Origin of the sequence: Sedimenticola thiotaurini, from assembly GCF_001007875.1 — a bacterium.
GTDB lineage: Bacteria > Pseudomonadota > Gammaproteobacteria > Chromatiales > Chromatiaceae > Sedimenticola > Sedimenticola thiotaurini.
The window spans coordinates 285,603-312,384 of record NZ_CP011412.1; the positions used below are offsets into that span (position 1 = coordinate 285,603).

Genomic DNA, 26,782 nt, shown 5'->3' on the forward strand with positions numbered 1-26,782 from the left:
GCTTGGCAGCAATTCCAAAGCAACTGTATACAGGGGAGTGGTTGAATTCAGACCGGGGATGGCCGGGGTCTGCGGGGGGGTGGCGCATCCGTACCGGGCAGATGACCTGACACAGGAGCTTTAGCCTCTGTTGCCGGATGGTTAGCGGTAATAGTTGTCTGAGGCGGTAGGAAGGGGAATCCCGGCTGACCTGTTGAGAGGGATAAAAAAAACCGCTACCCGGATAACCAGGTAGCGGTTTTTGAACTTCAGAAAGCGGAATTAAGCGGCTTTCTTGGGACCTACAGTTGCTTTTTTGGCTGCAGCAGGTGCCTGGCTGACGGCAGCGGTAGCGACTTCAACGCTCTTCTCTGCGATCTTCTGTGCTTCGGTGGAGAACTGGGTGCCGATGTTGGCAACGGCCTGGGAGTCGGCAATCACTTTCTCGCCAATGGACTTGAAGGTATCGCCCTGTTTGCTCAGGAAGGATTCCAGAGCTTTCTGGTCGGTAATTTCGCTGGCGGAACGCATCTGCTCAAGACAGATTTCGGTGTAATCCCGAGCGCTGTTCAACTGGATCTCGAACAGTTTCTCAATGTTGTAGATGTAGAGCTTGTTCAGCTCCTGTACAGGAGCAAAAAAGGTCTGGGCCTGGGCAGTGAATTTCTCAAAAATTTCGTTAGTCATCGTGATTTCCTTCCTTGTGGTGTGGGGTTGTATTGATGATGCGATGCAGCATAGCACTCTGAATGTTGCGGTGCAACATAAAACTTGCATATTTTTTATGGGAGTTATATCTCATTGATAATAATAAATATTTAATTGTTACAGGCAGATGTATTGGGGCCTCCTGATGTACTGGCCTGATTGCGAAAAAGCTAAAATTCACCTATCTTTCGCGATCCGATAGAGAAAAGGTAATCCGGCTATGTGGAATGATCAGCAACTTCCTTTGACGCGCGTCAGGGGAGTGGGTCCGAGTGCCGCCACCAGAATGGGGCAGTGTGGGATCAATACCATTGAGCAACTGGCCAATATGTCCATTGCTGAATTCAAACAGGTCTGTCCGACCCTGGAAAAACGGGCAGAGGCCTTCGTCAAGGGGGCGCGACGGCTGTTAAGGCGTATGGAGAGGGCTGAGCAGAGCGGCTCTAACGTTGGGACGGCTCTCCCAACCGATAGCGCCCCCGGCGGCGTGAATGGGACTGTTTCCCGGCCAGCGACTGGAAAGCCGCAGTCAGATGGGGAGCAAAGCGCCGGTCCCGTGGCGCTGGACCAAGACCCGGTGCACAGCGATGGGGCTGCACAGGAGAAAACAGAGAAGCAGAAAGCAAACAAGAAGAAGGCGGAGCCGGATGAAGAACTGGCCCACCAAAAGAAGAAAAAGAAGAAATCCAATAAAAAGACGGATGACAGGAAATTATCCGAGGACAAGGAGAAGAGTAAAGAGAAGAAAAAGAAGAAAGAGAAGAAAGAGAAGAAAGAGAAAAAGGATAAGAAGGAAAAGAAAGAGAAGAAAGAGAAGAAAGAGAAGAAAGATAAGAAGGGGAAAAAGGCAAAATAGAGCCGGTGGAATTGCCCGGTGGTGTGGCGGTCACGGGATTTATTCAGAATAACGAATATAATGCTGGCTATTCTGCGGGGGTTCACCTATAGTACCTGCAGCTACAGTTTTTGTGATAAGCAGTTTTGGTTGTTCCGATCTTGTTACCCCCTCAATTCCTCGTTTCATTATCTGTAAGCAAAAAGCAAATTGTTAATTTATTACAGGTAAGATTTTTATGGCTACAGGCACAGTAAAATGGTTTAACGAGGCCAAAGGTTTCGGGTTTATTTCTCAGGATGATGGTGGCCCGGATGTATTCGTACATTTCAACGCGATCGAAGGCTCGGGTTTCAAAACCCTGGCGGAAGGTCAGCCGGTCACTTTTAATGTCGAGAAAGGTCCCAAGGGTCTTCAGGCAAGCAAAGTCAGCTAGACTTGGTATCGTTGTATAGATACTGGAGAACCCCGCTTAGGCGGGGTTCTTTGTTGTGTCACTCAACTATGTAGGGAGTTGTATTGAAAAAGATATTTATCGGAAATCTGCCATCCAGCACCAGTGAAAACGACATTCAGATGTTATTTGCCGAGTTTGGTACAGTCCGGACATTGAAACTCGTCATGGACCTCTTTTCAGGCCAATGCAAAGGCTTTGGTTTTATCGAAATGGAAGGTCACGAAGCACGTGCCGCTATCGCCGGCCTGAATGGCAGGGAGTTTAACGGTAACCTGCTGAAGGTTAATTTTGAGACCCCCCGGCCGAATGGACGTCGTCGTCGCTAGTCTCGCGATGCAACCGTCCCAATACTCCTCTGTTTAACCCTCCCGAATCTATTCCGCAGAGCCGCTGTCAGATTGGTAACGAGAGTCCGTTCTGAAACTGTAGCCGGTTGAATCACCGATACAGAAGAGGAGCGTCCGCACTTCCCTGTGCAAACGTCCATTCAGTTAACCAGATTGATTACTCAGCGGCTGGCTTGTTTTCCTGCATCTGCATGGATTCAAAGGCGCTGAACTCTGCCTGGTCGATGGCCCCATTGGCATCCTTATCAATCGTAGTCCAGTTCTCGCTCAGGCTCACGTCCTTGGCCGCTTCCTCAGCGGTCAACTGTCCATCCTGGTTCTGGTCCAGGGTACCAAACTGGGCGGTATCCATATTGCCCGCATATGTGGCAGCGGATAACAGGGTGAATGCTGAAAAGCCGAGCAGTTTTATCATGGTTGAACGCTTCATTATTTATCTCCAAAATTTCTTAGTGGTAGATCCACACCCAGACTAGAGCAGTATCTGTGCCAGCAATTTAAATATTAATAACATCAGTTACTTATTAGGATTCTTCGGGTGATGGATACCTGTCAGATGCGGTATCTGTCGCCCACAGGCAACAGCTTTACGGGCGCTTTTTTCAACTGGCTGATTTAGTACGATATTTCCCTGTTGCAAATTGGCGACAAGGGTCCGGTAGCGTGCTGGCGGGGGCGCCATTCAGCCCCATCTTCCGGAATTTTGTGCTGTATGGGGTGGTCGTCACGCCGATTCTGGAGAGTAATGAACCGGTGGTGGGGGCAATCTGACCGGGTGGGTTGGGGATACCGGTAATAAGGTCTCCCCTGGACGACAATCGATGGACGGCGCTTCGCAACAGATCGATTGGTTGTCTTTCTGATGGGGCGGTCTACTTCTCCGGGGCGCTGGCCAACAGTTCGCTGGAGGGGCAGTTACTGAGAATAAGATTGGGTGGGTCGAAGGAAAAAATAAACGGACCGGCCTGTTTCAGCGCGCTCAGGCCCAGTATCTGGCGTGTATTGCCCGGAAACACCGCGGCTTCGATATTGTCCAGCTGACAGCCGCCTCCGATATTGATCCGGGTGAGTCGATAGACCGGCACCACCAACTCGGTACCGTTGGCCAGAATGCCCCGCAACTCCCGCAGATACTCCGCCTGCTGGTTCTGTTCCAGCTCCCCCAGGGTCTGTTCATTGATGGTGGTGTAGCCAGAGCCGGTGTCCACCATGAAATCCATCGCCTCCAGGTCACCCACCGCTGCTTTGACATAGTAGGTGGTCGCGTTGCCCGCGCGCATCGGGATACTGGTGCCGAAGTCCTCGGCAGCAACAGTACTGCTGATTAATAGTGCACAGAGCCCGGCGAAGCTGCTTATGGTTGGTTTCATCATCTGATTCCCTGTCCCAGTTCATGGATAAACGGCAGAGTGTGGGCCGGCTGATACTTCATCCAGTGATATCAAACAATGCGGTATAAGATGCCGGGAGAATTAATTCCCGGGACCTATGTTATGCGCCTGCCTGAAGAGCGGCTGTTAAGTTAAGTATCGGTTGATTTGGGGAAAAATTTAGAAAAGATTGGAAATAACGGATTGGAGTAAGGGGGGCACAGGGGTATCAAACGGAGATCAGAAAGCCTTCGATCTCCTTGTCTGAACGGCTAGAGGAAGGTGTTTCCGTGGAAAAAACGTTCCGACTGTGTTCATTTTGTCGAACTGCCGCTGGTCCGTCACTCGCTCTCTGTCGGGTTTTCCCACTTGCCCCGGGCTGTCCGTCACGATGAGTGACCAGTCTATCCAGATGCACAGGGCAGGCGGTCAGGTTTTCGTCTCTTTCAGACGTCTCTCAAGGGTTTTGTAATCAATTTTCAATATTCTTGTGGCTTCAGATTTGTTTCCGCCCACTTCATCAAGCACTGCTCTCGAGTAACGTACTTCCAGTTCTTTCATGGTTAAGGTCAAGGGGACAGTAAATCCAGTCGTAAGGGCCTGCCCTGAATTCTTACAGGAAAAAACCCGACTTAACACATCAATGCTGAGGTTTTCTTCGGCTGATGAGAAAATCACGGCTCTCTCTATGACATTCTCAAGCTCCCTTACGTTGCCGGGCCATTCGTACTGTCGAAGCGCGCTGATAGCCGAATCCTCTATGGTTGATACGGGACGGTGATGCAACTGACAGTATCGAGCGAAAAACTCCCGGGCGAGATCAGGGATATCTTCAGGGCGTTCCCGTAGTGGCGGGATACGGATATGGATCAGATTAATGCGATGATACAGATCCAGGCGGAAACGCCCCGATGCAACCGCATCCTCGAGCGGCTCATTGGTCGCACAGATCAGACGGAACTTAACATCCACTTCCCGGTTCGAACCGATCGGACGAACCTTACGCTCCTGGATCGCACGTAGAAGTTGGACCTGTATCTTCTGTGTCATGGAGTTTATTTCGTCAAGAAACAGGACGCCGCCAATCGCGGATTCGAGGATACCTTTTCTGTTTGAAACGGCGCCGGTGAAGGCACCTTGTTTGTGCCCGAAAAGTTCAGACTCCGCTATGTCATCGGCAATAGTTGCGACATTCAAGGCTACAAAGGGACCCGCACCGCCGTGCAAGGCGTGGGCTACCAGCTCTTTTCCCGTGCCGGTTTCGCCTTCCACCAGCACATTGGCTTCAACCTCCCGGGCAATGGCGATCATCTCGCGAAGGGAAGTCATTGCAGCACTATTGCCCAGAATGGCATTAAGATACCTGTCTTGCTGCAGTTGTACCGGCTTTCCCTGAAGACGTTGCCGGACGTAGCGCTGGCTCATCGCTTTCTGCAAGGCCGCAGAGACCCCATCCACATCGAAGGGTTTAGCAACGAAGTCAAAAGCACCTAATTTAACGGCTTTTACAGCATTATCGAGGGATGCGTGCGCACTGACCACAATGATAGGAACCTGTGGATGCCGGGACTGCATCTCCTTAATCAGATCGAAACCATCTCTACCCGGCATGAGTAAGTCTGTAAACACCAGTTCCGGTAAATCTTCATCTATATGATCGAGAAAGTCCTGCACGGAATCGTGCTGATCCACATGCTTGACGCCAAGTTCTTTTAATATGCGTACCAGGATCTCCGCGACCGCGGTTTCATCTTCTACTACAGCGACTTTCGACAGGTTGGAGTCGGACGGAAATGATCCTTGTGTTGCATCAGATGTCATTACTAATTTACCAGTGGCGTTTCAGTTGCGATGGCATAAGGGGATGACAACGGGACCTGGTCCACCGCTTGTGTGGTTTCCGCTTCCGCAAGATTCATGAAAACTGCGATCTGTCCCAGTTGTGGATTTGTGATCCGTATGGTACCGCCAAAGGCACGGGCGATGGCCATGGCGTTTGGCAGCCCCAGGCCGGTACCATGCGGTTTAGTGGTGTAAAACAGTTCGAAAATATCCTTTTCTGATTCCGTTGCGAATCCCTGCCCGTAATCTGTTATCTCCACGACAGCCAGTTCGCCATCCGCATAGCAGCGGTACTGCACCAATTCCCCGTTATTGGCCTCCACCGCATTGTCTGTCAGGTTGTCGAGAATCTGCCAGAGATAGTTGCGGTTTCCATTTATCATGTAAGCCGTGTCAGAGGCGATGAGTTCATACTGGAATCGGGGATATTGACGTTTACGTTCCTGAAGATATTGTGCGCACTGCTCATGTAACTCCAACGGTTCCAGGCTGATATTTCTCGGCCTGGAGAAGGCGACCAGGTTTTCCGCTATCTGCAAGCAGCGATTCGATTGTTCATAGATGCGGTTCATATCTGACGCTACGGTATCGTCTTTATCCCGCATCTGCCGTCTGGAGAGATCGGAGATCGCACGAATCACACTCAATGGATTGTTGATATCATGGGCAACACGAGCAGCCAGGCGACCAATTGCTGCCAGCCTGATATCCTGTTCAACCGCTGCCTCGGCTTCCCGTAGCCGGGAAAGGTCAGACAGCATCCGGTTAAAGCTATCGCAAAGTGCAACCGCTTCACTGCATCCCTGGATGGCGACTTTTTGGTCGAAGTCTCCATGCCCAACCGCGGCGAATGATTCCTGCAGTACACGAAATGGTCGGATCTCCTTTCTCATCAACAATAAAATAATCAAGACAAGAGCGGCAGACGATAAGGCGATACCCCCGGTTATATAAGCTTTGGATGTAAGTCCAGAGAGATCAATGGAGTCATATTTATCAACCGAAATGACCAGTGGTCGCCCATCCACTGTTGTGATGTCCAGGGTGCCGGCCATCGTTGTATTGACATTTCTGGCCTGTGGGGTGGTGACGCTGATGCCTATGTCCAGAAAGTGATCCTGCATGATGCGATCATTGAGCAGTCGGGAAAACTGGATCACTGCGATGATCTCCTGGCCCTCCATGATTGGGGCGGTGGATACGGCCCACAATTGGCCGCCGAGATCCAGCAGACCGGCCTGAGGATAACGGGGCGTATCGATGGGGTAGTTACCTAACTGCAGTGCCATATTGCCAATGATGTTCTCGGTGGCGACCACCAGCCCGCCATCGGCATTCCACAGTGTCATGGAATTGAGCTTATACAGGGACGTGGTCGAGGTCACAAAGGATTGCAACCAGCGTCTCGATGTCCTGCCGCTCATATAACTGAGAATGTTATTTCGCAGGTCTTTATTTCTTATCGCCGCGCTGGCGAACGCGGATAGGTCTGCAACCTGCCGCTTAACATAGGTATCGACACGCTGCACCTGTTCTCTTACCTGGGAAGTGTGGATTAACTCCAGATCGCGACTCAGGAAGTAGTCGAGACTGAACATCGAGATCGCTGCTGAAATGGCAACCATGATGGCAGCACTGATGCTTACACGAGCGGTAAATGAGCCAAACAGCGGGCACCTTTTCCTTCTCTGATGCAGTGTTGTGGATTTGCCGGCCGGTGTCCCTGATCCACTATCAGAAGCGTCGGATACAGACGGATTTTCACTACCTGCCATCGTTGTGTAGTTAAGTGTATTCAGACAGTTGATCGGGGGTTACTCAAACCGGTCCTGGATGCGGCATAGGCAGTCATCGTAGGACGCTCGTGTCAGCCTAGCATACACGTAGCGGTATTTTTGGTAAATCGTCCCCTGTGGAACTTTCGGTTGTATGGAAACGGGATGGAATTGTATTACTCAACAGAGTAGTTTTTTAAATCCTCTCTTTAGTGGCGCGGTGATTTTTAATTCCCGTATCAAGTATCCTAGTTCCTTAGGAAATTTACCCATGCATAAGGTGGCCGGTTGGGATTTGATCCCATACCGGCTTTCTCGAGTATGGCGCATTAACCACCGGCTTTATTAAAAACAATAAGTTACATTATATTCTGGCGTTGGCACCGTGATTGCAGTATTTAATTCTGACTCTCGTTACGGAGAGTGAGAAGAGTTGGAGGACTTTTATGAAAAAAAGAATAAAAGCAAAACTGCTAATAGTATCGCTGTTCACTCTTTATGGGGCGGGTGCAGTCTGTGACGTGGCCGTGGAAGGGGTGGGCAAGTTCCATCCGGGCCGGGAAAAGGCTCTCCCGGGCGTCGAAGGCGACCGCAACCTGACCAACACCTACTCCCATTGGAAGGATGAAAAAGCCTTAGAGAAATCCATGGCGGAAAAGCTGGGTGATGAGGTTATGAATTATAAAAATATCCGTTGGCTCAGACCTGATGAGTTCAATGGAGAGATATTGTTTGAAGAGGCGAAGGCGGTATACACCAAGGCGGGTACTAAGGGAAAGAGCTGCGCATCCTGTCATGGCGATGATGCGGAGAAACTGGAGGGTGTCGCGGCACAGTATCCTAAGTTTGATAGCACACTAAATCGTATGGTGTCGCTGACCACGCGTATTAAACGTTGCGGTGAATTGTATGTTGGCACTGATCTTCCGGTAACTTCAGGCAGTAATAACCTGCTCGCTGCTTTCGTTACCGCTCAAAGTCATGGGGTACCGATCCAGGTCGACGTGAGCGAGGGACCGCAAAAAGCGTCTTTCGAACGCGGCAGGAACTCCTTTTTCAAACGTGTTGGCCAGTTTGGTTTCGCCTGTGCATCCTGTCACACGCCACCTTCTGTGCTAAAGAAATTACGCGGTATGCGTCCATCTACTCCCTATGGTGATGCAGCATCCTATCCGATATTTGAGTTCCCCGATTACCCGGAAAGACATTACCTGGTCACCCTGCAACATCAGATCAAGGCATGCGCTTCCATGTCACGCATGAAAACGGAACCGGAAGGTAGTGAGGAGTATACCGATATTGAAGTGTTCCTACGGGCGCTTTCCAACGGCCACAAGGTGAACGTGTTATCCAGCTACTACGGTGAGGCACTGGATTGAATCCCGCAGCAGCAACGTGAATAACCGCATCCTGGTGGGTTGTTGAGATCTGCAGGTAACAGAGTCTCTTTCGGAACCGGGCTGACTATGGATCGCCTGCCCGGATAAATGGGGCGCTTCCATGTAAAGCCCATAAGGTTAGTGGGTAGTGCGAGTGATTTGTACAGTCACCATTTATCCCGAAGTTTCGAAAGTATCCGTCTGTTCCGGTATTACAACACTGCTTGGAATTTGATTGATCATATATGGGTAAACCAATGAACAACAAAGCATCTCTGAAAACAGTTTTCTGTATGTTATTTCTCGGATCGGCAATGCTTTTCAGCAATATAACCAATGCCGCCGATACTCCCGCTCGTGATACCACGATATATCCTTGTCACAGTTACACCGATCCCTGCGGTAAGTTGCCGCCTCCGCCGGTTTCAGAAGTGGAATGGAAAGGTGAATTGGGAGACCCGGAGCGGGGAAAAACCATCGCATTTTCCACTCCGCTGGGTAACTGTCTCGCCTGTCATGAGATCAATGGGGGTGACCAGTCCGGCACCATTGGGCCAAGCCTTATGAATTATGGTAGTCGTGACTTACCCTACAGCTACACCTATCAAAGGTTGTACGACACCCGTTGGTATAACCCCGATGCACATATGCCCATGTTCGGTACAAATGGCGTGCTCACTGACTCTGAAATCAGGGACGTGATGGCGTTTCTCTACTCTCTCAAGGATAGTGATCATAAGGAGTAAAAAAAGTGATAGACATGAAACGTAGATTGGTGATGAAGCGTATAGCGATGATTGGATCGGCTATGTTCGTGGCGGGCACCGGGACACTCACTTCACGAAGTGTGCTTGCGGCAAGACCACAGGATGCTTTCGAGGCGCAGGCGCTGAAAGACGCATTGACCCGCCTGTATGGTGAGGTTGATGCTGAGCCGAGTGACAGGATATCACTGAAGTTACCGGACATCGCGGAGAATGGTGCGGTGGTGCCGGTCACTGTTTCCAGCGATCTTACCGGTATTGAAAGTATCGCCATTCTGGCGGAAAACAATGTGAACCCGCTTGTTGCGACGTTTAAGCTCGGCCCGAAGAGTATGGGTTATGTGGGTACGCGGATAAAGATGGCCAAGACTGCCAATGTGGTAGCAATAGTAAAGGCGGATGGAAAACTCTACAGCACGCAAAAAGAAGTAAAAGTGACTATTGGCGGCTGTGGCGGCTGATGTGCAGAGATAAAGGAATTGAACAATGGCAGATACGATAAAAATGCGTGCAAAGTTATCCGACGATATTTGCACAGTAAAAGCGATTATCAAGCACCCTATGGAAACCGGCTTGCGAAAGGATGCAAAAACGGGCAAGACTATTCCGGCCTATTTTATCAGTTCGGTTACGGTGGAACACAATGGTGAGCAGGTTGCCTCCAGTGACTGGAGCGGTGCTGTTTCATCGGACCCGTATGTGACTTTTCTGTTTAAAGGTGCCAGTAAAGGCGACGTGGTTCGCCTGACCTGGATCGACAACCAGGGCGCAACTGATACTTCGGAAGTTAATGTCCGTTAGTTGCACAATGGCTGCTTGAGTAGATGCACAATCTGGAAAAGCGGTGCTCTGCCAACCTGGCTGAGGTGAATTACGGTTGCCAATCTGGTGCGAAGTGATTCATCAAATACCAAGAGGGCGCCGCTTTTCTTCACGTTATGCCTGGCCCGGACGACCCACTGGAAGGACGCAACAGGAATATTACTCCCGGTTCCTGAGTAAGGGCACTGAAGTCCGCTTTTCACTATGCAAGCTATGGCACAGGATCGCCGGACATTCAGCGCCGATTGATCTCCACTGCGATCGGTCTACATGAACAGGTTCATACCGATCATCATCACCACCAGGAACAGCACGGTCATGATGCCCCCGGCGCGCATGAAATCCGCCACCCGGTAGCCGGCTGGCCCCATGATCAGGGCATTGACCTGGTGGGTTGGAATCAGGAAAGAGTTGGAGGTGGCAATGGCCACGGTCAGGGCGAAGACGGCCGGGTTGGCCCCTGCACCGACAGCGATATTGACCGCCAGCGGGACCAACAGCACCGTGGCGCCCACGTTGGACATCACCAGGGTGAAGAAGGTGGCCAGCAGGGCGACCGCAGACTGGATCACCCAGATCGGTTGTTCTCCCACCACGGAAAGGGTCTGTTCGGCAATCCACTTGGCCGTGCCGGTACTCTCCACAGCCAGTCCCAGCGGGATCAGGGAGGCGAGCAGAAACACCGTTTTCCAGCTCACTGCTTCGTAGGCCTCCTCGATGGAGAGCACCCCGGAAAGGATCATGCCGACGGCGCCGGTGAGCAGAGCGACCGAAAGACGGATATCAGTGAACAGCACCATGGAGAGGGCAATCAGGAAGAACAGAGCGGCCCAGCCCACCTTGTGTGGACGCAGCTCTTCTCGGGGATACTCGGTGGTCACCACCACGAAGTTGCGATCCTTCTCCAGGCGCGCCAACGCCTCCCAGGTGGTGTGGACGACCAGGGTATCGCCGGCGACGAACGGAATGCTGCGAATGTCGTCCCCCTCACGCATGGTTTCGCCGTTCCGGTGCAACGCGATCATGGCGATACCGTAGACCTTGCGCATCCAGACGTCCCGGGCGCTCTTGCCGATCAGTTTGGAGCCGGGGGGGATCAGCACCTCGGCGATACCGGCCTTGGTGGCGGCCAGGGATTCGGTAAAGGTGCGCAGTTCATTGCGTTTCTTCAGACCGAAGGTTTCAACAAAATGGTCGATATTGCGGGACTCGGCGATAACCCCGAGCACCATGCCGTTCTCAATGGCCGTGTCCCGGGCCAGGGTGCCGGGGCCAACCTGGCTCTCCGCGCCAGCCCGTTTGTTGGCGATGACCCGCACCTTGTAGAGGGTTTCAATGTCATCCAGCTGTTTGCCCACCAGGTCGCTGTCGTCCGGGACCACCAGCTCAAACAGGCTGAAGCTGACTCCATAGAGGTCTCGGAAGTACTGCAGGGCACCGGCAGCAGTGGTACTGCTTTCGCTCTTGGTGGCGGGCAGTACGAAGCGACCGGCCAGGACGAAATAGATGACTCCGGTAGCCACCAGCATCAGCCCGATCGGGGTGACTGAGAACAGGCTCCAGGCCTCCATCTGCTGCTCCTCCGGCAGGGCGCTGTTGGAGGTGGCGATCAGGTCGTTGAGCAGGATCAAGGGGGATGAACCCACCATGCTGACAGTGCCCCCCAGGATGGCGCAGAAGCCCATCGGCATCAGCAGCCGGGACATGGGCAGGTCGGCCCGGGCGGAGATACGGGAGACCACAGGCAGGAACAGGGCGGCGGCCCCCACGTTTTGCATGAACGAGGAGATGATCGCCACTGTGCTGGAGATGATGGGGATGATACGTCCCTCGGTCTTGCCGCCGATCTGGAGAATAAAGGCGGCCACCTTGCTCATGATACCGGTACGATCCAGACCGGCGCCGATAATCATCACCGCAATGATGGAGATCACCGCGTTGGAGCTGAAACCGTCGAACAGGTGCTGGGTGTCCACCAGACCGGCGCTCAATCCCATCAGGGGAGCGGCCAGGGAGGTGAGTCCCAGCAACACCATGATCACAATGGCGGCCACGTCGACGCCCACCACTTCGAAGGCGAACAGGTAGATGGTAAGCAGCAGCAGGGCGCTTACCCAGGCAATCTCGATGGAGGGGACATTGATGGCCAGCAGAATGGCGGCACAGAGGAAGATTCCGGCGGAGATGATCTGTTTCCAGGGCAGTCTTCCGGTCTGTGAGACTGTCTGCTCCTCATCGGCCAGCGTGTTCATATATCGGCTCCCTAAAACTGCTTGTTCGATTGATAAAACGGACTGCCCCGGGGTTGTGGACCCCTGTTATGGCAGTTTCCTGCTCCCGATTCTGATCGCACACCGACAACAGGTGCAGCCGCACCCGACAGGCGTTGTGGCGAGTCTCCACAGGATCACCTGATGGGATGGGCGGTTGATTACTGGGCTTCAGGAACGAGTGATCAGCGGCGCTGATTAACTGCACCGAAAAGATACCGTAAATAGTATGGCCGTTCTAATTTATAAATTTGCGGGTAGCGCAAACTACTACTTATAGCGCAACCCCTGAAGAGCCTGCCTGTCGGTATTTACAGGGTGCAAAAAGGTGGGGAGGGGGCGGCCCGATCTGTTTTTCCACTGGGTATCGGGGGAGAGAAGGCGTGTCGGCATCACAGCCGCGCTGTTTTTTCCGGTTGCCGGCGCAGGCGGCCGGTTAGTTTTGGAGGGCCGCACGCCGCCGCGGGAGCGAAAATCTCCCGCGGGGCTGTCTGGTACCGCTGTGTCGGTTATGGTTTGCTGTCGCACTCCTGGAAGATGTGGTGCTGACAATCGGCGCACACCGACTTGTCCAGCTTCTGGTAGATGGCGTGGATCGCCGCGTTCTTCGACTGGAAGATATTCCGGTCGCCGATCACTTCCAGATCGCCACTGCGCTCCAGTGCATCCCACAACCGCTCCTTGACGTTAATCAGGTAGAGCCTGCCGCCTGCATCCCGGCGACGCTGGGCCTCCTCCACCAGGGCATGGCCGCCCTGCAGGTCCACAAAGTTGATGCCGCTGGCAATAATGGCCAGATGTTTCTTCTCCGGATAGGTGGCGCGAATCCGGTCAAACTGCTCCTGCAGGTGATTGACCGAACCGAAGAACAGCGAACCGTCGATACGGATGATCTTCAGTTGCTTGCACTCCGGCAGGTCCGGATCGCTGGAGAACGCGTGCTTGTAAAGGCGCGGATCCGGCACCCGGGTGACGATGTTGGGTTTGGAGACCCGCTCCAGGTAGAGCACCAGGGAGAGCAGCACCCCGGCGAAGATGGCAAATTCCAACTCCAGGAAAACGGCGCTGAGCATGGTCACCAGCAGCACGGCACTCTCGCGCTTGGAGGATTTCAGTACATGTCCGATCTCCTTGAAGTCGATCAGGCCCCAGGCCACCAGAAACAGGATGCCGGCCATGGCGGCCTTGGGCAGAAAGGCCGCATAGGGCGCCACCAGCAGCACGATCGCCATCAGCATCAGGGCGGCAAACACGGCGGCCAGTGGTGTCTTGGCGCCGGACTGGTAGTTCAGACCGCTGCGGTTGAATGAGCCGGTGGCCACATAGCCGGAGAAGAAGGAGCCGGCGATATTGGAGAGACCCTGGCCGATGAACTCCTGGTTACCGTTAATCCGGTAGCCGCCCCGGGCCGCCAGGGAGCGGCCGATGGAAACCGCTTCGGTCAGGGCAAACAGGGTGACCGCCAGGGCAGTGGGGGCCAGGTCCTTGATGTGCTGCAGGGTCAGGTCGGGAGCCGACAGCGGCGGCAGAGTGGCCGGCAGGGCGCCAACGGTGGAGATGTGGGTGGTATCCTGCCCGAACAGGTAGTTCAACAGCACCGAAACCAGGGTGCCGATGAGCATGGCGGCGATCATGTAGGGGATGCGTGGCAACCAGCGTTTGAAGGCGATGCCGGACAGCAGGGTGATCAGGGCAATAGCGGTGACCCAGGGGTTGATCTCCGGTACATGGCGGGCAAAATTGAAGGCGATCTCATGCAGATGGCCACCGCTATCCATCTCCAGTCCGAAGAAATACTTCAGCTGCTTTGCGGCAATCAAGACGGCAGCGCCGGCAGTAAACCCGATCACCACCGAGTGGGAGATGAAATTGACCAGGGCGCCCATGCGGGCCAGGCCCAGTACCAGTTCAAAAACACCTACCATGAAGGTGAGCGTAAGGGCCAGGGTGACGTAATCGGCGCTACCGGGTGTGGCGTAGATCGACAGGGAGGAGAACAGTACTACTGAAGCGGCGGTGGTGGGTCCCGAAACCAGGTGTCTGGAGGAGCCGAACAGGGCGGCGATAATGGCTGGCACCATGCCGGCGTAGAGACCGTACTCCGGCGGCATGCCGGCGATAGTGGCGAATGCGACCCCCTGTGGCAGGACCACAATGGCCCCGGTGAGGGCAGCGATCAGATCATCGCGCAGATCGTTTCGTTTGATGTTGGGAAGCCATTGGGTGAACGGGAACAGGAAACTCCATCCGGGTTGCAGTGCCGAAATACGCATCTATTCTTTGTGATTACCTCGTGTCAAAGCCAGTCCACCGATCTACCGGGACAGGGGGGTTGTACTATCCGCCGGGCACGCGGTCACTATCACGGCCTGTGTCGGAAGGTACGCTGAACCTCTTCCAGACGGGTGAGCAGTCAAGCAGATAGGTGTTGCAAGTTGTTGATTTCACAGCATCCAGAGCGGATTAGCGGGCGCTGATGTTGCGCTGCACAGCATACTATAATCAAGTAGTCTTTTCTAATTTATTAATATTACCGTCAGGGTAAGTTACAGCTTATACATGGCGGCCATACGATGCTTGACATGGCGTGGTATGGCCTGACCAGCCTGAGCGAGGAGCGGGGGTGAATTTTCTGCGCTGGATTGGCCGTGGCCTGGCCCACTATCTGCACCAGCCGAGCAAGCGTGGTGTCCGTCCCGCCACCTGCACAGCGGATCGGTTGGCAGCCAGCCTGCGCAGGGGCGACGTGCTGCTGGTGGAGGGTTCCAGCCGTTTCAGTACGGCCGTGAAATACCTGACCCAGTCAACCTGGTCCCATGCCGCACTTTATGTCTCGGATAGACCGACGTCTGCCGATCTGACCGGTGATGGGGGCGAACTGCTGGAGGTCGATGTGCTGGCGGGCGTGCGGCTGATCCCGTTGAGTGATTACTGGCAGTTGCATACCCGGATCTGTCGACCGGTGGGTCTCAGCCCGGCCGAAATCGATGCCGTGGTGGCCTATGCGGTGGCCAGGATCGGCCAGCAGTACGATCTGAAAAACATAATCGACCTGGCGCGTTACCTGATCCAGACACCGCCCGTGCCGTCCCACTGGCGTCGCCGCATGCTGGCACTGGGTAGCGGTGATCCCACCCGGGCGATCTGCTCTTCACTGATTGCCCAGGCCTATCAGTCGGTACGCTATCCGATTCTACCCGAGATCGGGCCAGGTAAGTCATCAGATCGCGCCTCTGATGACTGCTATCAGGAGTTGCTGCATATACGGCACCACAGCCTGTTCACCCCGCGGGATTTTGATATCTCACCCTATTTTCAGGTGATCAAGCCGACCCTGCAGAACGGCTTTGATCCCCATGCCCTTACCTGGGGTGATTCACTGGAAGAGGGGATAAGGGATGCTGATTAACCGTTTATCCGGCCGTCCCGGCCGGGTTTACCGGGGTTCATAGTGGTGGATTCCGGAGGCTGGTGCGCTAGTCGCTGTTCAGGGTGCGTTTGTAGACCGCCTCGGCAATAGCCAGCAACTCCGCTTCACTCATGTCCGGGTGGATGGTACGGGCCACCTGCATGCCGATCTCCAGCTGGCCATCGCGGCACAATCCGGACATGGCGGCCTGTTCCATGGCTTCAAGTATGGTGGCTGTATCATTGTCCATGAGCCTATTCTAGCCCCTGGTGCGGCTTCAGTGGTCTGCCGATCCAACAAGCTGCTGGGCGCAACGGGCGATCTCCAGCTCCTCGTTGGTTGGGATGGCCAGGATCTGAACCCGGGAGTCCCCGCTGTGCAGAGGCTGGATCTGGTCGGATGGGGTGTCGGCGTTGGCAGGGGCGATACTGATGCCCAGCCCCTCCAGCCCGCTACAGATCAGCTCCCGCAGACCGGCGTCATGCTCACCGATACCACCGGTAAAGATGATCCCGTCCACCCGACCGAGCGCTGCGTAATAGCTGCCGATGGTCTTCTTGATCCGGTAGGCGAACATCTCCCGGGCCAGACGGGCGCTATCGTCACCCTGTGCGGCCTTTTCGCTCACTTCGCGCATATCGCTGCAGCCGCAGATTCCCTTCAGGCCGCTCTCCTTGTTGAGGATCTTCTCCAACTGCTCCGTTGTCAGGTCAGCCTTGCGCAGCAGATAGAAGTGCAGCGCCGGGTCGATATCGCCACAGCGGGTGCCCATCATCAACCCTTCCAGCGGTGTCATACCCATGCTGGTGTCGATGCAGCGACCGGCCTGGATGGCGGCTGCGCTGCAGCCGTTACCCAGGTGCAGGGTGATCAGGTTGAGGGATTCGATCGGTGTGTCGAGGAACTCGGCTGCCTGCTTGGCCACGTAGTGGTGCGAGGTGCCGTGAAAGCCGTAGCGACGGACTTTGTACTCCCGGTAGTACTGGATAGGCAGGGGGTAGTGGAATGCGTAATCCGGCATGGTCTGGTGGAACGCGGTATCGAACACCGCCACCTGGGGTACCTGGGGACAGAGACGTTGCATCACCTCAATGCCCTTCAGATGGGCCGGGTTATGCAGGGGGGCCAGGGGCACCACGCGCCGGATCGTATTGATCACATCGTCATCGATCAGCATCGGTTGCCTGAACTGTTCACCACCATGCACGACCCGGTGGCCGACGGCGCTTAGCTGATCCAGGGAAGTGAGCAGGCCGCTCGATTTCAGATGCTCAACCATCTGCTCCAGCGCCTGCTGGTGGCTGGCCACCGGCGCCCCCGGCTCCCCGATTCGATCTATCAGTCCGGTGGCGAGGGAGGATTGTTGCTGCATATCGAACAGCTGGTACTTGACTGACGAGCTGCCCGCATTGATTACCAGAATAGTCACGTTGGCGTCTCCGGCTGGTCATTCTGTTGCGCCTGGATGGCGGTGATAGCGACGGTATTGACAATGTCGGTCACGGTACAGCCCCGACTTAGGTCATTGACCGGCCGGTTCAGGCCCTGGATCACCGGTCCGATGGCTACCGCGTTGGCGGAGCGCTGCACCGCCTTGTAGGTGTTATTACCGGTATTCAGATCGGGGAAGACGAATACGGTGGCCTGGCCGGCCACTTCACTGTCCGGCATTTTGGAACGGGCCACGCCGGGATCAATAGCGGCGTCGTACTGGATCGGACCTTCCAGTTTCAGGTCCGGTCGCAGGCGGCGGGCAATGGCGACCGCATCCCTTACCGTCTCCACATCATCGCCTTTGCCGGAGACACCGGTGGAGTAGGAGAGCATGGCAACCCGGGGCTCGATGCCGAACATGGCAGCGGTGCCGGCGGAGCTGATGGCGATGTCCGCCAATTGTGCCGCATCCGGATTGGGGTTTATCGCGCAGTCCCCGTACACCAGTACCCTGTCCTCCAGGCACATGAAGAATACGCTGGAGACCAGCGAACAGCCGGGTTTGGTGCGGATGATCTCAAAGGCCGGGCGGATGGTGTGCTGGGTGGTGTGGGCCGCACCCGACACCATGCCATCGGCGTAGCCGTGATGGATCATCATGGTGCCGAAGTAACTGACATCGGCCATGGCGTCGTAGGCCATCTGTTCCGAGATACCCTTGTGCTGGCGCAGCTTGAAATAGGTATCGGCGAAGGTCTGGCGCCAGGGCGAGGTGCGCGGATCGATGGTTTTCACGCCCTGCAGGTTGAGACCCAGCTGGGCGATTCGCTGCTGGATTTTCTCTTCCGAACCCAGCAGGGTGATGTCTACCACCTCGCGCAGCAGCAGAATCTCCGCCGCCCGCAGGATACGCTCATCGAAACCCTCCGGCAGCACGATATGTTTGCGCACCGACTTGGCCCGTTGAATCATCTCGTACTCAAACATCAGCGGCGTCTTGCGACGGGTGGGGCTGACCGATAGTCGTGCCGTCAACTCCTCCGCGTTGATGTGCTTCTCCATGATGCCCAGCGCCGCGGCGATCTTGCGATCATCCGAGGGCAGAATGCTCCCCTCCACCTCGTTCACCTTCAGGGCGGTGCAGAAGGTGTCCCAGGGGGCGCTGAGGATTGCCATGTGGGTTTTGTTCAAGCCGTCCAGCAACTGGGTCACCTGGGCGGCGGGTTTCAGACCGCCAGTCAGCAACAGTCCGGCGATTTTCGGATAGTTTACCGAGACATCCGCCGCCAGGGTGGAGAGGATGATATCGGAGCGATCCCCCGGGGTGATGATCAGGCTGTCTTCCTCGATGTTATCCAGGAAATTCGGGATCTCCATGGCGGCTACCTTGTAGTGGCTCACCTCCCGGTTGAGGGACTCCTGGTCACCATTCAGGCAGTTGATCTTCAGGGAGCGTCCGATCTCGCCCACGGTGGGCTTTTCCAGGGTGCGGTGTTCCGGCAGCACGTAGAATGGCAGCGACGGCATGGAGGAGACGGTCAACTCGGCAATCACCTGATCCATCTTGTCCGGGTCGACCCGGTTGACGATCGCCGCCAACAGCTCGCAACCGCGATTGTTCAGGGACTCTTCCAGCACCCGCACCGCATCGACAGTTTCGTGGGCGGATCGGCCATAGCCCTTGATAACCGGCATCAGTAGGCAGCCCAGGTTATTGGCCAGATCGGCGTTGAAGTCCAGCTCCAGCGCCGAAGTGACATCGGAAAAGTCGGTGCCGACGCAGATCATCAGATCGACCTGCTTCTCCACCAGCTTGTACTTGGCCATGATCTGCTTCTGCAGCTCAGCGTAGCGCCCCTCGGCCAGCAGGTTGCGGGCGGTTTCGTCCGTACAGCCATACAGAGAGCTGGCCGGCAGGTCGATGTTGTAGCGTTGGGTAATCAGGTGGGTGAGATTGTCACTGCCACCGTTTTCCGGGACAACAGGACGAAAAAAACCGACCCGTTTGGTGATGGCGCTGAGCATCTCCATCATTCCCAGAACGACGATTGATTTACCGCTGCCGGGCTCTGCGCCGGCGATATAGACACTTCTTAACATGATCGCTCTTTTCAAGGTTGCGGGCGCCGGCATGATGCGGCGCAACATAGCGGAAGGATAAGGAATTTGCCATGAGATTGCCATCCTTTTCCATGCCTGGGGGCAGTTGCCGTGGATTTTGCGGCGCCCGACCGGCGCCTTGCCCCGCCCAGTCCGGTGCGCTGTGCCGCCCGACAGGGCATGGCGAACGGACACGCCGGGCTTGTGTTTTAATAGCAGAACAGCCACTTAGCGCAGAAAGGAGTTGCCCATGCGTCCGATTCAGGAAATTGCTGCCCAGCTTGAACTGACCTCCGCCGATCTGATCTCCTACGGCGACCAGATGGCCAAGATCCGCCTGGCCACCCTGAGACAGGATTCCCAGCGCCCCCGGGGCCGCCTGGTGCTGGTTTCGGCAATCAATCCCACCCGTGCCGGTGAAGGCAAGACCACGGTCTCGATCGGTCTGGCCCAGGGGATGCAGCGCCTGGGCAGCCGGGTCGCCCTGGCGCTGCGGGAGCCTTCACTGGGGCCGATTTTCGGTATCAAGGGGGGCGGTGCCGGTGGTGGGCAGTGCCAGTTGGAGCCCTCCACCCGGATCAATATGCACTTCACCGGTGACATGCACGCCATCGGCGCGGCCCACAATCTGCTGGCGGCGCTGGTGGACAATGCGGTGCACTTTCACAGCGAGCTGGATCTGGAGCATCGCCAGGTGTTCTGGCGCCGGGTACTGGATATGAATGATCGGGCCCTGCGCCAGGCGGTGATCGGCCTGGGTGGCCGGCTCAACGGGGTACCGCGGGAGACCGGTTTTGACATCACCGCAGCGTCTGAGGTGATGGGTATTCTCTGCCTGGCCGAGGATCTGCCGGACCTGAAACGGCGCCTGGGCAATATCCTGGTCGGTTTTAACCGCCAGGGGGCGCCGGTGACCGGGGCCAGCCTGAAGGCGACGGGGGCGATGGCGGCCCTGTTGCAGGACGCCATTCTGCCCAATCTGGTGCAGTCCACTGAAGGGGTGCCGGCGCTGGTGCATGGTGGCCCGTTCGGCAATATCGCCCACGGCTGCAACAGTGTCATCGCCACCAAGGAAGCCCTGGCCCGCTCCGATTACGTGATCACCGAGGCCGGCTTCGGCTTTGACCTGGGGGCAGAGAAATTCTTTGATATCAAGTGCCGCAGTGCCGGACTCTGGCCCAACGCCGTGGTACTGGTGGTGACGGCCCGGGCGTTGCGCTTCCATGGCGGTGGAAAGCCGACCTCCAGTGGCACGGTTGCCGAGATTCGTGCCGGCATGGCCCATCTCTATCACCACGTGGAGAGCGTGCGGGCGTTTGGCTTTGAGCCGGTTATCGCCATCAACCGGTTTGCTGACGATATTGAGGCGGACCTGGTTGCCATCGAGGACGACTGTCGCGCACAGGGGCTGGCGGTGGCCCGCTTCGATGGCTTCAGCCAAGGCGGGGCAGGCAGTGAATCACTGGCGGAAGTGGTGCTGGCGGCCGCCAACCGGCCCCAGCCACCGGTCCGTTTCATGTACGATTTGGATGCGTCGCCGGAGCAGAAGATAGAGGCGGTGGCCAGCACCATCTACGGAGCCAGTGAAGTGGTGTTCAGCCGCACAGCGCTGAAAGATCTGGAACGGATTCGATCCCTCGGCTATGACAAACTGCCGATCTGTGTTGCCAAGACCCATCTCTCTCTGAGCAGTGATCCCAGCCGGGTCGGACAGCAGGATGGCTTTGAACTGCCGGTGGAGGCGGTACGCATCTCCGCCGGAGCCGGTTACCTGCTGGCCCTGACCGGGGACATAGTCACCATGCCGGGGCTGTCTGCCAGTCCGGCGGCCCATCGCATCGACTTGAGTGATGAAGGGGAGGTGCTGGGCGTGTGAGTTATCAGTCCCGGCGCAGTTTTGCCGACAGCGCCATGGGGGTCGGATACCTGAATAACACCCGGTAAGTGGAGACCAGGAAGGTGAGCAGGGTCGCCAACTGAATCAGGTAGGAAGCCTTCAGCCCGATCAACTCACTCTCCCAGGCCAGTACAGCCAGCAGCAGTGAGAATTCGCTCAGTTGCCCGAGCCGGGCGCCTACCTCGGTTGCCCGGCTCTTCTCTTCACCTACACTGCGCAGCAGGCGGGCGAAGATGACCGGCTTTAACAGCAGCATGAGGGCCGCGATCAGCAGAGCCGGCAGCAGCACATCATCCAGCATGTGCAGATCAAATCCGGCTCCCAGGGAGAAGAAAAACAGCACCAGGAAGAAGTCCCGCAGCGGTTTCAGGTTTTCCGAGATGAAAAACGAAACCGGGCTGGTGGCCAGGGATATGCCGGCGATAAAGGCACCGATCTCATGGGACAGCCCCAGCGCGGTGGCGGCCTGGGCCAGACCCAGACACCAGCCGATGGTGATCAGGAATATGTACTCCTTGATGGTGTCGAATTTCTTCATCAACGGGAAGAAGACAAACTTCACGAACAGCGCCGAAACCCCGATCAGCAGGGGTAGGGCAAGGGCCAGCTTGAGCACCTCCAGCAGGGGCGATTCATCACCGCTGCCGCCTTTCATCACCAGCAGCAGCAGGATGGCGATCAGATCCTGAAACAGCAGAATACTGATAACCAGTTCGCCGGTATGCTGGTGATGCAGCACGGTGGTGGGCAACAGCTTCAGACCGATAATGGTGCTGGAGAACATCATGGCAGCACCCACAATCAGTGACTCCTGCAGGGTGAATCCGAACAGCCAGGCGACCAGTCCGCCACCGAGGGCAAACAGGGCAGAACTGACCAGGGTGACAGTGGTGGTCTTTTTCAGTAACAGCAGCAGTTCCCGGGGATTCAGCTCCAGGCCCATCAGAAACAGCAGGAACATAATGCCGATGCTGGACATATCCCGCACCAGCTCGCTGTCGTCCACCAGCCCGGCGGCAGACGGTCCCAGCAGTACACCCAACAGAATATAGGAGATCAGCAGCGCCTGGCGCGCATAGAGTGCCAGGGTGGCAAACACCGCGGCGCCAGAGAAAATCAGGAAAATCGTAAAAAGTATCGGATGCTCTGTCATGTAAACAGATGGCTCATGGTCGGTTGTCGGAATTGAATCTGGCAGGTTGAAACATCGGGACTGGCGTGCGGAACAGAATTGCTGTCACTCGTTTTGCAATTCATTCAGCCGGGTGCGGTAAGTTTCATCATCGATCTCCCCCTTGGCATACTTCTGCTCAAGTATCCTGATGTGATACTCGGCCCACTCTTCGGGAGAGCCGGTGGATCGGGTCAGCCACCAGCGCAGCAGCAGGATGCCGGGAATGATAAATGCCAGCCCGGTAGCGACTTTGATAAGTTGATCTTCCAGTGTCATGTGAGATTCCGTAGGAAAAAACCTGCTGTGAGAGTGGACTATTATACACCAAAGCGAGTGGTCCGGGGTCGGCGAGGATGCTGTTACCGGTCAACAATAACCCCCGGGGAAATGTAGTTTGTCTTTTTTCGCTGTTCGACTAAATGTAGGGAGGAGTGCGACCCTGAATAGGTGATGCCATGTTGGTTTTCGATGAACCGGTGTTGTCTCTGATTGTCTGTTTTGTGACCCGGGGAGGGACGCTTGAAGCGCCTGAACGGCCGGCTTTGCAATCCCGGACAGGGCGAATAGGGTGTGACCCGGCAACCCTGCCGGGTGGAAGGGTGATCAGACAGATAAACCCCGGTGATGCCGTATACCGGAAGCCGGGGCCAAACCGGGGGGCATCGGCTGGGGCTGTTGTCCGGGGTGGTGCGGATTGCAGGGAATACCTCCAGGTGGGTCTGGCACTGTGGCGGTGCCAGGGGCAGCCGCGTCAACTGGCGGGACTGCGGGAGCTCAACGCCTATCGCAGTGCCAGGAATCAACCACTGTAGCTGTTGCTTCAACCACACCCTGATTCCGAGTGAAGAAAAGTCCTGAACACCGGGTTCATGGCGACCAGCCAAACACATACCGGTGCAGGGGTGTTCCGGTCAACACAAATCCCTATAATCCAGTGAACCTGTTTTTGTATTGTCCGGGACTCCATATGCATACCCACTCGCTGGAACAGTGGCGCCACAACCACGACTTCAATTCAGATACTTCGGAAGGGGAGCACCGCACCCGACTGGTGGTTGTGCTGACCGTAGTGACCATGGTGGTGGAGATCGGGGCAGGTTATCTGTTCGGTTCCATGGCCCTGCTGGCCGACGGTTGGCATATGGGTACGCATGTGGCGGCTCTGGGCATCTCCCTGTTTGCCTATCGATACGCACGGCTCAATGCACATAACCCGCGTTTCAGTTTTGGCACCGGAAAAGTCACCGCTTTGGGTGGTTTTGCCAGCGCCATTACCCTGGTGATGGTGGCACTGCTGATGGGAGTGGAGTCTATCAATCGGTTGCTCTCACCCGAGTCGATACGTTTTAACGAAGCGATTCTGGTGGCCGTGCTGGGGCTGGTGGTCAACCTGGTCAGTGCCTGGCTGCTGCATGGTGGTTCCGCTGAACATCACCATCACGCGGCGGATCATCACGGGCATCACCATCACCAGGATCAGAATCTGCGGGCCGCCTATCTGCATGTGATTGCCGACGCCCTGACCTCTGTACTGGCCATTGTGGCCCTGTTTGCCGGCAAATACTTCGGCTGGATCTGGATGGATGCAATGATGGGCATGGTCGGCGCCGTTCTGATCACTCGCTGGAGTATGGGCCTGCTCAAGGATACCAGTAGCGTGCTGCTTGATTCTGTGCCCAGCGCGGATATAGGTCGACGCATTGTGGATGCCATCGAAAAGGAGTCAGACAACCGCATTGTAGATCTGCATATCTGGCAACTGGCACCGGGCAGTTACGGTGTCATCATCTCCCTGGTGACCCATGATCCCCGGGACCCGGAACATTACAAGGAGTTGATCCGGGATATCCACTCTCTGGGCCATGTCACCATCGAGGTGTGTGGCTGTGAGGGCGAGAGTTGTGTCATGCCACCCCGTCAACAGGTACTCTGAACCGATCAGTCACTGTTGAAAACCTGCTGAACTGAACCGGCATGCTGCAATTGCAACCGGTTATCAGGGGGCGGCGCATCGTCACCAAGCGACATTAAAATCCCGCATGGAAGAAAACAGCTGTATATTAGCCGGTATCTTTAACAACCGTGGGTGATCAATTGTTGTCATGCCCTCAAACGTTGACAAATTACTGAAGAAACACCGCAACCTGACACAGTCAGATGGTTTGAAAGTGGCCTCCCACGTACAGCGTGAGCAGGGCGACTGGTTGATCAATACGCTGACGATGGATGGACAGTTGGTACCTTTTGTTTACAAGCGCAAACGCCGCTATAAATCACTCCAGGGGCAGCGGGTGAATGTAACCTACTATCCGGCAGTGGATAGGGTAGCCGGGATCGAATTTGAAGTTATGAAGGTGGTGCGGATCCGGATTGCCTGAATCCACCGGCCCCAGCCATCCCTGGTAGGGCAGTCATTTCGGTGGTCTGCAGAAGCGGGGCGAGCCGGCCCGCTCCGCTTCATGGCGAACGCTTTATGTACGGAATTTAGCCGCCATGGCCTGCAGGTCGGCTGCCAGATGGGCTTGCTGGGTGCTGGCGACAGCGGTCTGTTCCGCTCCCTGGGCTGACTGTACCGAGAGATCGTTGATCGATACGATGTTACGGTTGATCTCTTCAGCCACGGCGCCCTGCTCCTCGGCTGCGGTGGCGATCTGGGCGTTCATATCCTTGATGCGGGAGACAGCCTGATTGATCTCTTCGAGCGCCTGATCGGCCTGTTCCACCCGGGAGAGGCTGTGCTCCGCCTTTTCCTGGCCTCGTTGCATGGCTGTGACCGCCTCTCCAGTGCCCTGTTGTAGACGCTCGATCATGGACTGGATCTCCTGAGTGGACTCCTGGGTTCTCCCGGCCAGGGTGCGAACCTCATCGGCAACCACCGCGAATCCCCGTCCCTGCTCGCCGGCCCGCGCCGCTTCAATGGCCGCATTAAGTGCCAGCAGATTGGTCTGTTCGGCAATACCCCTGATCACATCCAGTACGCCGCCGATGTTAACGCTCTCGGCTTCCAGGTCATGAATCACCTTTGCCGTCTGCTCCACTTCCTGAGCCAGTTCACGGGTGGCATTCAGTGCCTGGCCTGCTACGGTGCGGCCATCGTTGGTGAGACTGTCCGCCTGCAAGGCTGACTGCTCCGCCTCGGCGGCGTTGCGTGCCACATCCTGCACCGTGGCGGTCATCTCGGTCATGGCGGTGGCGACCTGTTCAGTTTCCGACTGCTGTTGTTTGATGCGAACACTGGACTCGCCGGTAATCACCGAAGTCTCTTCGGCGGCAGCGGCCAACTGCACGGTTGTGTCGCTCAGCTCCTTGACCACGGTTCTGAATTTGTCGCAGATGGTATTGAAGGCGTCGGCGATGTCACCCAGTTCATCATGGGAATCATACTGAGAGTGTACGGTCAGGTTGCCGGCGGCTAACTGGCTGGATGTTTCCGTCAGGTGGGTGACTGCACTGCTGATGCCCTTGATGGTGACCATAGCCAGCAGACTCAGCAGGATGACCCCGACGATCAACAGGACTATGGCGGTATTCAGCACAAACTCGTTCTCCGCCCGAGTGTCGTTATAGGTTGCTCTGGCAACATCCAGTTGCTGTTGCCATAACTTCTCTGCCGCCGCGTAAGCCGATTGAAAGGTGGGGCCGGTCTCTTTCAGCAACTGCAGGTTGGCGGCCTCATATTTTCCTGCCCGGATCAGATCGTCAACCTCTTTCAACCCTTTCTGAACAAAGCTGTTCATTTTGTTGGCAAAATCAGATGCCAGGTCTCTCTCTTCTGTCGTCAACTGGGTCTTTAGAATTGCCTGCCAGAGCGTGTTGCTGGTGGCGATATTCTTCTCCACCAGCTCTAAATGGAGGCTTACCGGATGATTATGCATAGCCAATGTATGGGAATCCGGTGAATGTTGCAGGGCCAGCAACAGCTGATTGTGGTTATCCCGCATCAGATCAATTATCTGGCTGAGCTGGCCGGTGGGAATCAGGCGATCTTCATAAACGCTTTTCAATCCCGATTCAGCACTGCTCATGGCGTTGATGCTGATCAATCCGAGTATTGCCAGTTGCAGCACAGCAAATGTCACCAGGAAGATCAGCCGTGCCTTGATGGTAATTTTACTTAGTAAATTCATTTTGTTACCTCCGGGGGTTAGGGGGGGTAAGGGATAGTTATGGTTAGTTTTCATCTGGCAACTTCGTTACGCCGGTGGTGAAGATGATCTCCT

Annotated in this window: 24 protein-coding genes; 11 read left to right on the top strand and 13 right to left on the bottom strand. The window is 55.7% G+C overall.

The window, feature by feature from the left end; translation table 11 throughout:
- Positions 1–261: 261 nt before the first annotated feature.
- Entirely contained in the window at positions 262–666 is a 405-nt protein-coding gene (locus AAY24_RS01230; protein ID WP_046858130.1) for a phasin family protein, read from the bottom strand.
- A gap of 349 nt (positions 667–1,015) precedes the next feature.
- Between AAY24_RS01230 and AAY24_RS18350 the strand changes: the two genes are divergently transcribed.
- The 3 genes from AAY24_RS18350 (at position 1,016) to AAY24_RS01245 (ending at position 2,305) form a co-directional block, all read left to right on the top strand.
- The gene (locus AAY24_RS18350; protein WP_199930446.1) at positions 1,016–1,543 is read left to right on the top strand and encodes a hypothetical protein; all 528 of its coding nucleotides are present in this window, start codon (positions 1,016–1,018) and stop codon (positions 1,541–1,543) included.
- 217 nt (positions 1,544–1,760) lie between these two features.
- Positions 1,761–1,958 (top strand): cold-shock protein, encoded by a 198-nt coding sequence (locus AAY24_RS01240; RefSeq protein WP_046858131.1) that lies wholly within the window; start codon positions 1,761–1,763, stop codon positions 1,956–1,958.
- A gap of 83 nt (positions 1,959–2,041) precedes the next feature.
- Positions 2,042–2,305: an RNA recognition motif domain-containing protein gene (locus AAY24_RS01245; RefSeq protein WP_046858132.1), complete on the top strand. Its 264-nt coding sequence runs from the start codon at positions 2,042–2,044 to the stop codon at positions 2,303–2,305.
- A gap of 178 nt (positions 2,306–2,483) precedes the next feature.
- On the opposite strand, the gene AAY24_RS01250 is transcribed toward AAY24_RS01245, so the two are convergent.
- The 4 genes from AAY24_RS01250 to AAY24_RS01265 form a co-directional block, all read right to left on the bottom strand.
- A complete protein-coding gene (locus AAY24_RS01250) occupies positions 2,484–2,756 on the bottom strand; it encodes an EH domain-containing protein (RefSeq protein ID WP_046858133.1) in 273 nt (90 codons plus the stop codon).
- A 442-nt stretch (positions 2,757–3,198) separates the two neighbouring features.
- Complete coding sequence (locus AAY24_RS01255; protein WP_046860914.1) at positions 3,199–3,696, bottom strand: retropepsin-like aspartic protease family protein; 498 nt, start codon at positions 3,694–3,696, stop codon at positions 3,199–3,201.
- A 429-nt stretch (positions 3,697–4,125) separates the two neighbouring features.
- The gene (locus AAY24_RS01260; protein ID WP_052760983.1) at positions 4,126–5,517 is read right to left on the bottom strand and encodes a sigma-54-dependent transcriptional regulator; all 1,392 of its coding nucleotides are present in this window, start codon (positions 5,515–5,517) and stop codon (positions 4,126–4,128) included.
- Between the two features lie 2 nt (positions 5,518–5,519).
- Positions 5,520–7,313, bottom strand: coding sequence for a sensor histidine kinase (locus AAY24_RS01265; RefSeq protein WP_082116971.1), 1,794 nt, complete (start codon positions 7,311–7,313; stop codon positions 5,520–5,522).
- A 446-nt stretch (positions 7,314–7,759) separates the two neighbouring features.
- Here AAY24_RS01265 and soxA point away from each other — a divergent pair, with 446 nt between their 5' ends.
- The 4 genes from soxA to soxZ all read left to right on the top strand — a co-directional run bounded on the left by soxA (position 7,760) and on the right by soxZ (position 10,257).
- Entirely contained in the window at positions 7,760–8,692 is a 933-nt protein-coding gene (soxA, locus tag AAY24_RS18355) for a sulfur oxidation c-type cytochrome SoxA (RefSeq protein ID WP_082116972.1), read from the top strand.
- 257 nt (positions 8,693–8,949) lie between these two features.
- The gene (gene soxX / locus AAY24_RS01275) at positions 8,950–9,438 is read left to right on the top strand and encodes a sulfur oxidation c-type cytochrome SoxX (protein WP_199930447.1); all 489 of its coding nucleotides are present in this window, start codon (positions 8,950–8,952) and stop codon (positions 9,436–9,438) included.
- 14 nt (positions 9,439–9,452) lie between these two features.
- Positions 9,453–9,917, top strand: coding sequence for a thiosulfate oxidation carrier protein SoxY (gene soxY, locus AAY24_RS01280; RefSeq protein WP_046858135.1), 465 nt, complete (start codon positions 9,453–9,455; stop codon positions 9,915–9,917).
- A gap of 25 nt (positions 9,918–9,942) precedes the next feature.
- Positions 9,943–10,257: a thiosulfate oxidation carrier complex protein SoxZ gene (gene soxZ / locus AAY24_RS01285; RefSeq protein ID WP_046858136.1), complete on the top strand. Its 315-nt coding sequence runs from the start codon at positions 9,943–9,945 to the stop codon at positions 10,255–10,257.
- 287 nt (positions 10,258–10,544) lie between these two features.
- Here soxZ and AAY24_RS01290 read toward each other — a convergent pair whose 3' ends face one another.
- Both AAY24_RS01290 and AAY24_RS01295 read right to left on the bottom strand, forming a co-directional pair.
- Positions 10,545–12,530 (bottom strand): SLC13 family permease, encoded by a 1,986-nt coding sequence (locus AAY24_RS01290; RefSeq protein ID WP_046858137.1) that lies wholly within the window; start codon positions 12,528–12,530, stop codon positions 10,545–10,547.
- Between the two features lie 527 nt (positions 12,531–13,057).
- Positions 13,058–14,821 carry a SulP family inorganic anion transporter gene (locus tag AAY24_RS01295; RefSeq protein WP_046858138.1) on the bottom strand — a complete coding sequence of 588 codons (1,764 nt, stop codon included), beginning with the start codon at positions 14,819–14,821 and terminating at the stop codon, positions 13,058–13,060.
- 350 nt (positions 14,822–15,171) lie between these two features.
- Between AAY24_RS01295 and AAY24_RS01300 the strand changes: the two genes are divergently transcribed.
- Positions 15,172–15,957: a C40 family peptidase gene (locus AAY24_RS01300; protein ID WP_046858139.1), complete on the top strand. Its 786-nt coding sequence runs from the start codon at positions 15,172–15,174 to the stop codon at positions 15,955–15,957.
- 67 nt (positions 15,958–16,024) lie between these two features.
- On the opposite strand, the gene AAY24_RS01305 is transcribed toward AAY24_RS01300, so the two are convergent.
- Genes AAY24_RS01305 through pta form a run of 3 tightly spaced genes read right to left on the bottom strand, consistent with a single transcriptional unit; the run spans position 16,025 to position 19,491 of the window.
- Complete coding sequence (locus tag AAY24_RS01305; RefSeq protein WP_046858140.1) at positions 16,025–16,207, bottom strand: hypothetical protein; 183 nt, start codon at positions 16,205–16,207, stop codon at positions 16,025–16,027.
- A 27-nt stretch (positions 16,208–16,234) separates the two neighbouring features.
- Positions 16,235–17,386, bottom strand: coding sequence for an acetate/propionate family kinase (locus AAY24_RS01310; RefSeq protein WP_046858141.1), 1,152 nt, complete (start codon positions 17,384–17,386; stop codon positions 16,235–16,237).
- Positions 17,383–19,491 (bottom strand): phosphate acetyltransferase, encoded by a 2,109-nt coding sequence (gene pta, locus AAY24_RS01315; RefSeq protein ID WP_046860918.1) that lies wholly within the window; start codon positions 19,489–19,491, stop codon positions 17,383–17,385. The genes AAY24_RS01310 and pta overlap by 4 nt, the downstream gene beginning before the upstream one ends.
- Before the next feature lie 250 nt (positions 19,492–19,741).
- Between pta and AAY24_RS01320 the strand changes: the two genes are divergently transcribed.
- Positions 19,742–21,367, top strand: a complete 1,626-nt coding sequence (locus AAY24_RS01320; RefSeq protein ID WP_199930448.1) for a formate--tetrahydrofolate ligase — start codon at positions 19,742–19,744, stop codon at positions 21,365–21,367.
- A gap of 4 nt (positions 21,368–21,371) precedes the next feature.
- On the opposite strand, the gene AAY24_RS01325 is transcribed toward AAY24_RS01320, so the two are convergent.
- Together AAY24_RS01325 and AAY24_RS01330 are read right to left on the bottom strand one after the other, a co-directional pair.
- Positions 21,372–22,541 carry a cation:proton antiporter domain-containing protein gene (locus AAY24_RS01325; protein WP_046858143.1) on the bottom strand — a complete coding sequence of 390 codons (1,170 nt, stop codon included), beginning with the start codon at positions 22,539–22,541 and terminating at the stop codon, positions 21,372–21,374.
- An 84-nt stretch (positions 22,542–22,625) separates the two neighbouring features.
- Entirely contained in the window at positions 22,626–22,838 is a 213-nt protein-coding gene (locus tag AAY24_RS01330; protein WP_046858144.1) for an SHOCT domain-containing protein, read from the bottom strand.
- A gap of 691 nt (positions 22,839–23,529) precedes the next feature.
- Between AAY24_RS01330 and dmeF the strand changes: the two genes are divergently transcribed.
- Both dmeF and AAY24_RS01340 read left to right on the top strand, forming a co-directional pair.
- Positions 23,530–24,495: a CDF family Co(II)/Ni(II) efflux transporter DmeF gene (gene dmeF, locus AAY24_RS01335; protein ID WP_046858145.1), complete on the top strand. Its 966-nt coding sequence runs from the start codon at positions 23,530–23,532 to the stop codon at positions 24,493–24,495.
- Between the two features lie 169 nt (positions 24,496–24,664).
- Positions 24,665–24,940: a hypothetical protein gene (locus tag AAY24_RS01340; protein ID WP_046858146.1), complete on the top strand. Its 276-nt coding sequence runs from the start codon at positions 24,665–24,667 to the stop codon at positions 24,938–24,940.
- 93 nt (positions 24,941–25,033) lie between these two features.
- On the opposite strand, the gene AAY24_RS01345 is transcribed toward AAY24_RS01340, so the two are convergent.
- Positions 25,034–26,689 carry a methyl-accepting chemotaxis protein gene (locus AAY24_RS01345; RefSeq protein WP_046858147.1) on the bottom strand — a complete coding sequence of 552 codons (1,656 nt, stop codon included), beginning with the start codon at positions 26,687–26,689 and terminating at the stop codon, positions 25,034–25,036.
- Positions 26,690–26,782 lie beyond the last annotated feature (93 nt).